This window comes from Roseateles sp. P5_B10 (assembly GCF_056400485.1).
This window is the reverse complement of the sequence record NZ_JBFULE010000268.1, coordinates 1-6427: the sequence shown is the minus strand read 5'-3', so window position 1 is coordinate 6427 and position 6427 is coordinate 1. Positions and strand designations below refer to the sequence as shown.

At 70.3% G+C, this 6427-nt stretch carries 6 protein-coding genes and 1 pseudogene; 4 read left to right on the top strand and 3 right to left on the bottom strand.

Annotated elements, in window-relative coordinates; translation table 11 throughout:
• Nucleotides 1-579, top strand: a pseudogene (locus AC1DU6_RS16490) (peptidase S53); the annotation flags it as partial.
• A 34-nt stretch (nt 580-613) separates the two neighbouring features.
• On the opposite strand, the gene AC1DU6_RS16485 reads toward AC1DU6_RS16490, so the two are convergent.
• Together AC1DU6_RS16485 and AC1DU6_RS16480 are read right to left on the bottom strand one after the other, a co-directional pair.
• Complete coding sequence (locus tag AC1DU6_RS16485; RefSeq protein WP_477858367.1) at nt 614-1924, bottom strand: ATP-binding protein; 1311 nt, start codon at nt 1922-1924, stop codon at nt 614-616.
• The gene (locus AC1DU6_RS16480) at nt 1921-2631 is read right to left on the bottom strand and encodes a response regulator (protein ID WP_457321135.1); all 711 of its coding nucleotides are present in this window, start codon (nt 2629-2631) and stop codon (nt 1921-1923) included. The genes AC1DU6_RS16485 and AC1DU6_RS16480 overlap by 4 nt, the downstream gene beginning before the upstream one ends.
• Before the next feature lie 163 nt (nt 2632-2794).
• On the opposite strand from AC1DU6_RS16480, the gene AC1DU6_RS16475 reads away from it, so the two are divergent.
• Nucleotides 2795-3787: a serine hydrolase domain-containing protein gene (locus tag AC1DU6_RS16475; protein WP_457321137.1), complete on the top strand. Its 993-nt coding sequence runs from the start codon at nt 2795-2797 to the stop codon at nt 3785-3787.
• 69 nt (nt 3788-3856) lie between these two features.
• Here AC1DU6_RS16475 and AC1DU6_RS16470 read toward each other — a convergent pair whose 3' ends face one another.
• The gene (locus tag AC1DU6_RS16470; protein ID WP_457321139.1) at nt 3857-4204 is read right to left on the bottom strand and encodes a hypothetical protein; all 348 of its coding nucleotides are present in this window, start codon (nt 4202-4204) and stop codon (nt 3857-3859) included.
• A 240-nt stretch (nt 4205-4444) separates the two neighbouring features.
• Here AC1DU6_RS16470 and AC1DU6_RS16465 point away from each other — a divergent pair, with 240 nt between their 5' ends.
• Nucleotides 4445-5188 carry a MerR family transcriptional regulator gene (locus AC1DU6_RS16465; RefSeq protein ID WP_457321141.1) on the top strand — a complete coding sequence of 248 codons (744 nt, stop codon included), beginning with the start codon at nt 4445-4447 and terminating at the stop codon, nt 5186-5188.
• The coding region (locus AC1DU6_RS16460) for an MFS transporter (protein ID WP_477858365.1) at nt 5185-6427 on the top strand (1243 nt) is incomplete at its 3' end. The genes AC1DU6_RS16465 and AC1DU6_RS16460, both read left to right, overlap by 4 nt.

The window sequence follows — 6427 nt, the reverse complement described above, 5'->3', positions numbered from 1 at the left end:
AGCCTGGCCACGCCGCAATGGGCCGGCCTGCTGGCCGTGGCCAACGCGATGCGCGCCGCCGCCAGCAAGGCCCTGCTCGGCCAGCCTCACGCCGCCCTCTACCAGCAGATCGGCGCCGTGCCGACGCAATACGCCGCCGCCTTCAAGGACGTGGCCAGCGGCAGCAACGGCACATGCACGAGCTGCACCGCCAAGACCGGCTATGACACCCCGACCGGCTGGGGCACGCCCAATGTCAGCGCCCTGCTGAGCAGCCTCAGCGGCGCCAGCGTCACGACCTCGACGACCACCCCCACGCCGACGACCAGCAGCGGCCCCACGCTGACGACCACCAGCCTGCGCGGCACGGCCGGCAAGGCTCTCGCCGCCACCATCGGCTACTCGGCGCCGGGCGCGAGCTCGCTGAGCATCAGCATCAGCGGCGCCGCCAGCGGCATGAGCTTCTCAGCCACCGGCAGCGGCCTCGCCCTGAACTGGGCCAACCCGGTAGCCGGCCGCACCAACCTCGTCATCACGCTGAAGGACAACCTCGGCCAGACGAGCACGGGCAACGTGACGGTGACGATCAACGCGAGCTGAACTCAGCACTGGCGACTGCTCGAATACTGCTTCGTCACGATCCAGACCAGCTGACACGGGCAATGAGGCCGCCACCATCGCGTGGCATCAACCTGAGCTCGGCGCCCTCGGCCCGCGCGATGCGCTCGACGATGGCCAGGCCCAGGCCCGAGCCGGGCTTGCCGCCGCGCGCCGTGTCGCCGCGCTGAAAGGGGCGCTTGAGATCGTCGACCCGGGCCGGCGCGATGCCCGGGCCGCGGTCGCGCACCTCGATCCAGGCGGCACCGGCGTTTTCACCGCAGGCCAGCTCGATGGGTGGCGCGCCATGGTTCTGCGCATTGGCGATGAGGTTGAGGACGAGGCGGCGCAACGCCTGCGGCCGTGCGCGCCGATGCACTGCCTGCCCATTGGCCAGCACCGGTTGCGGCAGGCCCGGCGCCAGGGCCAGCGTCTCGGCCARGAATTCGCGCAGCTCGACGTCCACGGCCGGCAGCTCCTGCTCGGCGGGGTGGGCGGCGCGCGCGTAGTCGAGGAACTGGGTCAGCAGCCCGTCCAGGCCGTGGAGGCTCCGGTCCAGCGTGTCGAGCAGTTCCCTGTCCCCTTGGCCCGCTCGATCGAAAGAACCACGCAGCAACTCGCTGGCGAGGCGAATCTTTGCCAGCGGCGTGCGCAGGTCATGCGACAGGCCGGCCAGCATCAGCAATCGCTCCTCCTCGTCGCGCGCCAGGGCCTCGGCCATGTCGTTGAAGCCGCGCGCCAGCGCCGCGGTCTCGGCCGGGCCGTCAGTGGGCAGCAGCAAGCGGCGCTGGCCGGCACCGACCGCCCGGGCCGCGTCGACGAGGCGGGCCAGCGGGCGGTTGATGCGGCGCTGGATCAACCAGGCGCCGAGCAAGGCCAGCAAGGCACTGGCGCCACTGGCGATCAGCCAGGTGCGCGCGAAATGGTGAGCCGGCTGCACGGCAGGCAGCACCAGCCAGATCGGCGCGCCAGGCAGTTGCACCGCGATGAGGCCGTTGGCTTCGCGCCGCCACGGCAGCTCGCCGCGCTCCAGGCCCAGTTGCATCGCCAGTTCGGCCAGGAAGCCGCGCTCCACCCAGGTCGGCCGGTCGAGCAAGCGCTGCTGCTGGCCCGAGCCGGCGCGCGCATTGAAGCGATCCACGAAGCCGGCGCGCTCGGCCTCGGGCAACAGGCGCATGCCTTCGGCGACGGCCTRCAGGCTGCGCGCGGTCGCCTCGGCCGACTGCTGCAGACGCGGCCGGGCGACGAACTGCGCATAGGCCAGCGCATTGACCAACTGGCCCAGCACGATCAGGCAGACGATGAGCCACAGGTTGCGGCCGAACAGCGTGGACAGGCCGAACTTCATTGCGCGCCCGGCTCAGGAATAAAGACGTAGCCCAGGCCCCACACCGTCTGGATGTGGCGCGGTGTGCTCGGGTCGGCTTCGACAAGGCGGCGCAGCCGCATGACCTGCACATCCAGGCTGCGGTCGCTGACGCCGTGCTCGTCGCCATGCGCCAGGGCCAGCAGCTTCTCGCGGCCCAGCGGCCGGTTGGGCTGGCTGGCCAGCGCGCGCAGCAGCTGGAACTCGACGGTGCTGATCTCCACCGCCGCGCCAGCGCGCTCCAGCCGGCGTTGCGTGGGATAGAGGGTGAAGTCGCCGAAGCGCACCGCTTCCTCGCCCGCAGGGCCGAGGTGGGCACCGAGCTGCTGCTGGCGACGCACCATGGCCTGGATGCGCGCCAGCAGCTCACGCGGGGCGAAGGGCTTGGCCAGGTAGTCGTCGGCGCCCATCTCCAGGCCCAGCACACGGTCGACGAGGTCACCGCGCGCCGTCAGCATCAGGATGGGGATGGTCTCGCCCTGGCCGCGCAGGCGCCGGCACAGCGACAGGCCGTCCTCGCCCGGCATCATCAAATCCAGCACCAGCACGTCAAAGCGCTCACGCGCCAGCAGTTGCGCGGCGGCGGCGGCATCGGGCACGGCGCGCACGCTTTGGCCTTGCTCGGTCAGATAGCGCTGCAGCAGGCCGCGCAGCTCGGCCTCGTCGTCGGCGATCAGGATGCGGCTCATGGGGGGATGTTAGGGAGAAGCCCGCCCCCCACCTTGCCGGAAAACAATGACAAACCGTTGCAAGCCGCGCCCGCCGTCAGGCCCTGCAAGCACTGCAACCCGCGCGGCAACCTTTGCGCGGCCACGGCTGGGCAGCATGGCCCCACCTCAAACGGAGATCGCCATGCGCCACGCCGCCTTCACCCTGCTCACCCTGCTGATTGCCGCCCCGCTCATTGCTCAAGCCGAACCAACGCCACTGCAGCGCGCCGGCGCCGCACGGTTGACGGCCGAGAAGTCTGCGGCCTGCGTGGCCGCCCAGCCCTTCTATTGGGAGATCGGCAACGCCACCCAGCCGCTGGCCGGCGGCAAGGCCGGCGAAAACGGCCCCGAGCGCCACACCGAGATGGCCATCGCCTCCGCCTCCAAATGGGTCTACGCCGCCTTCATGGCCGAGCGCCGCCAGGGCCAGCTCAGCGCCGAGGACGTCAAGTTCCTGCACTTCCAGTCCGGCTACACCTACTACCACGTCTGCCGCCAGAACCAGAGCGTGGCGGCCTGCCAGCAAAGCCTCATCAACGGCCGCGGCCGCCTCAATCCGGCCACCGAAAACCGCTTCGACTACAACGGCGGCCACATGCAGCAGCACGCCATCCTGATGGGCCTGGGCTCGCTGGGCCCGGAGGGTCTGGCCCTCGCGGTGCGGCAGTCGCTCGCACCCACGCTCGGCACGGACTGGTCCTTCAGCTACAGCCAGGCCATGCCGGCCGGCGGCGGCCAGACCAGCGCGGCCGACTACAGCCGCCTGCTGCGCGCCCTGCTGGGCGGCCAGCTGCAACTCGGCCGCTTGCTGGGCAAGGAGGCCGTCTGCACCAACCCACAGGTCTGCCCGAGCGATGCCGTGAAGACGCCCATCCCTGCGACGGAGAGCTGGCACTACAGCCTCGGCCACTGGGTGGAGGACGACCCGCAGGTCGGTGACGGTGCCTTCAGCAGCCCGGGCGCCTTCGGCTTCTATCCGTGGATCAGCGCCGACCGGCGCTTCTACGGCATCGTCGCTCGCGAGCAGCGCCGTGGCGCCCTGGGCGACGACCCCAGCGACAAGCCGGCGGTGGCTTCGGTGAACTGCGGGCGCGAGATCCGCGCCGCGTGGATGGACGGCCAGCCTCGCCGCTGAATGGAGAAGAGATGCCGCCGAAGCCGGCGCACTCCGCGAGCGCGCGCCGGCTTGGGATAACTTGCCGTCTCAGCGCATCCGGTCGGTCTCGAATGCGATGCGATCAACGCTGCCGTCGACGTTGCGGAACAGGCGCACGCGACGCATGCCGTCGGGGCTGACGAGCAGCTCGGTGTTCTCGGCGCGCCAGGTCTCCAGCGGGCTCTCGTCGAGGCTGACGCCCAGACTGCGCACGCCGACATGGACCTTCAGCGTGCGGCCATCGTCCAGCAGAAATTCGCCTCGTGCGTCGCGCAGCATGGCGCGGCCGGTCATGGCGGGCACGGTGGGTTCCTGGGCACTCGCGGGCGCGGTCAGCGTCATGGTTGCGAGCAGAGCGGCCGACAGGGTGAGGGGTCGCAGATTCCAGGTCTTCATGGTGAGGTACTCCTTAGGTTCCCCGAGGCCAGTCGCCTCGGCACAAGCCATAGTGCAAACCCCATGCCAGCTCGAAATGCCAAAGACTTCACGGTCAAACGGCGTCTTCAATCAGTATTCGCCCCAGGTCTGGGCCTGAGCGCCCCGCATCGCGACACCACGCCTCGCGATGGCGCGGCGCTTGACCCTCACGTCACGTGAGGCTTCATCATCCGGCCCGTTTCATGCACGAGCCTGGATATGGACTACACGGTGGGAGAGCTGGCCAAACGGGCCGGCTTGACGGTGCGCACCCTGCACCACTACGAAGAACTCGGCCTGCTGCGCCCCTCGGGCCGCAGCGAAGCTGGCTACCGCCGCTACGGCGAAGCCGACGTGCTGCGCCTGCACCGGGTGCTGGCACTGCGCGACGCCGGCCTGTCGCTGAAGGCCATAGCGCCGCTGCTGGACGGCGAGGCGCCGCAGCCGCTGGCTGACGTGCTGCAGGCCCAGATCGAACAGGTCGAGGCTCAGTTGCAGGCGCAGGAGAGCCTGCTGCTGACGCTGCGCAATGCTGCCAAGCGGCTGGAACTGCAGGGCGATGGCGGCGATGCGGTGCAGGTGCTGCTGGACGCCATGGCCATCCGACGCGTGCACGAGCGCTGGTTCAGCCCGGAGCAGCTGCGCGCCATGCGCCGGCAATGGGAAGCCATCCCCGAGCCGGAGCGCGACGCCGTCGAGCTGGAATGGCCGCAGCTGATCAAAGAAGCTCGCGCGGCGATGGACGCCGGCCTCGACCCGGCCGCGCCCGAGGTCCAGGCCCTGGTGCGGCGCTGGCTGGCGCTGCAGAAGCAGTTCCTGGAAGTGGCGCCCGGCATGAAGGACACCATGCAGCGCATGTATGCCGCCGAGCCCGAACTGGCGCGCCAGTCCGGTGTGACGCCTGAACTGATCGCCTACCTGCGCCGCTCCAAAGAAACATTGCCCCTCGGGGAACAGTCATGAGCGACCCGCGCCGCGACCTCTTTCGCAACGCCAATTTCCGCTGGATCATCGGCGGCGGCCTGCTGTCCATGCTGGGCGACCAGTTCACGCTGCTGGCCCTGCCCTGGCTCGTCATGGGCCTGAGCCGCGACCCGCTGGTGCTGGGCACCGTGCTGGCCCTGGGCAGCCTGCCGCGCGCCATCTTCATCCTGGTTGGCGGCGCGCTGGTGGACCGCCACTCGCCCAAGGCCGTGCTGCTGCTGACCAAGTGGATCAACTTCGCGCTGCTCGGCCTGCTGGCCGCGCTGACCGCCACGGGCGCGGTCACGCTGCCCTGGGTCTATGGCCTGACGCTGGCCATCGGCCTGGCGACTGCCTTCAGCTATCCGGCCGGCAGCGCCATCCTGCCGCAGACCGTGCCGGCCACGCTGATCCAGCCGGCCAACGGCGTGCTGATGGGCGCGCGCCAGCTGGTGCTGCTGCTCGGGCCGGTGCTGGCCGGCCTGCTGGTGACGGCGGGCAGCGAGCCGGCGCTGAGCGGCCACGGCTTGGCACTGGCCTTTGGCTTCGATGCGCTGAGCTTTGCGATCTCGGCCTGGACGCTGTCGCGCGTGCAGGTGGCAGCCAGCGAGGCCAGGCCGCCTCAGCCCGTCTTCGCGGCCATTGCCGAGTCGCTGAAGAGCTGCTGGCAGGACCGCGAGCTGCGCGCCCTCTTCATGTATTTCTCGGCAATAGCCTTCTTCGTCGGCGGCCCCATCCAGGTGGCGCTGCCGGTGCTGGCCGCCGAGCGCCTGCCCGGTGGCGCCGCGGCCTTGGGCGCAATGCTGGCCGTGCACGGCCTGGGCGCGCTGGCGGGCATGGCGGTGTCAGGTCTGAAGCCGCATTGGCGCCTGTCCACGCTGGGCGGCACGGTGCTGCTGATCGACACCGTCGCCGGCTGCGTCTTCCTCGCCTTCGGCCATGTGCATGCGGCCTGGCAGGGCGCGCTGCTGCTGTTGCCACTGGGCGCCCTGGGCGGCTTTGTGCAGGTCGCGGTCTACAGCTGGCTGCAAAAGCGCATCCCGCCGGAGATGCTGGGCCGCTCGATGGCGCTGTTCATGTTCATCGTCATGGGGCTGGCACCGCTGGCTTCGGCGGCAGCCGGGGCGGCGCTGCGGGTGCTGGACGTGACGCAGCTGTTCACGGCGGCGGCGTTGTGCCTGCTGGGGGTGGTTGCGTTAGGGGCGTTGTTCACGCCGATTCGGCGGATTGCGTATCTGG